The following is a 1,353-nucleotide window of genomic DNA, read 5'->3' as shown; positions in this document are numbered from 1 at the left end:
AGTATAAATACGTAATTGACACTGAGTTCACATATTTATGAAATAAGAATAACAGCATGAAATACCAAGTGAGTAGCAAACCACTTTGTAAAAAATACGTTAAGTAAAAGTAACTAAAGATTGTCTATAATAAGAGAAAATTAAACTCCTTATAACTTTTCTAATGATGTTAATAACTTTTTTTTATATGCAGTAAAAATAATTAAAATTGAGAATCAATGTAAAAAATAATTTACACTATACGTATAAAACTGGATTATCGAATATTTATAGAATTAATGGCTGTACATTTAAAATGCGATTATAGAAGTGAAAGGTGAGCTGTATCACAAATTTATTAATAAAATGCTTTTCACTATATAATATTGATTTTTAAATTAAATTTCCTTTGAATCGTTAGGGGGTTATCAGGTAAAGTCTCTGCCTCCAAGGGTGTCCCTCTTTCGAATCTTGGTTTTTTAAGTGATAAAACTTTGCTATTTAGGTTAACAACGATTAGGTTCGTTAGGTTGACGCTAGGTCAAATTTACGTGCAAAATTACTCTCATAAGAAATTCGCCAAAGTGTTTTAGACAGGTTAGAATGCTTCGGACAAAGGGAAATAAATTTTCTTACATTACATTCCCAGAAGGATCCACCTTACAAAGGGAAAGTAAGAAAATGAGATAAGGTAATTACACTTATCTCGATATGCAACATAGCAGACAATCATTAATGCTATGGGCATGGTATGTATGTAACCGGATTTATCTTGTTACTTTTTATTTTTATAATTACACACAGGGCTTTACCATTATGTCTGCTTCTATTGTAAAGAAACGGCCGTTGAGTCGTTATATTAAAGATTTTAAACACAGCCAAACTCATTGTGCACACTGTAATAAAACTCTTGATCGTATCTCCCTCGTTTTCAACGATAGTATCTTGAATAAAGAAGCTATCGCTGACATGACCGATTTGGTTGATGAAGCGGCTTGGGGCGAACTTCAAGGGCAATTTACAGCACTTTGTCGTTTTTGTAGTGAAATTTTCTGTAATAGCAATACAGACTATTTCGATATTATGTCTTTTAAACAGTATTTGTTCTTACAGACAGAAATGAGTCATAGCACCGTCCGCGAGTACGTTGTTCGTCTGCGCCGCTTAGATGAACTGCTGTCATCCTCTAACTTTTCAATGAAAGACTTTACCGCAAGTAAAGTTCAAGAACAGTTGAGTGATAAAATGACTGATTCAGCATTTAGCAACTACAATATTGCACTACGTAAATATGAGCAGTATTTAAGCTGGCAGTCAGAAAAAAACTAATAATATTTTAAGTTAATAAAAATAATTAGTTATACGATTATTTTT

The 1,353-nt window shown here is 31.8% G+C and carries 1 protein-coding gene; it reads left to right on the top strand.

Features of this window, described 5'->3' with window-relative positions:
* Positions 1-795: 795 nt before the first annotated feature.
* A complete protein-coding gene (gene fliZ, locus PSF16_RS17350; protein WP_272689800.1) occupies positions 796-1,308 on the top strand; it encodes a flagella biosynthesis regulatory protein FliZ in 513 nt (170 codons plus the stop codon).
* Positions 1,309-1,353 lie beyond the last annotated feature (45 nt).

Source organism: Providencia sp. PROV033, assembly GCF_028484855.1.
Lineage (GTDB): Bacteria > Pseudomonadota > Gammaproteobacteria > Enterobacterales > Enterobacteriaceae > Providencia > Providencia alcalifaciens.
The sequence above is the reverse complement of the archived record's forward strand: the minus strand, read 5'-3'. Positions and strand labels throughout refer to the sequence as shown.

Excerpts from the sequence above, each read along its gene's own strand:
- fliZ (WP_272689800.1), top strand. The coding sequence starts at position 796 with ATGTCTGCTTCTATTGTAAAGAAACGGCCGTTGAGTCGTTATATTAAA.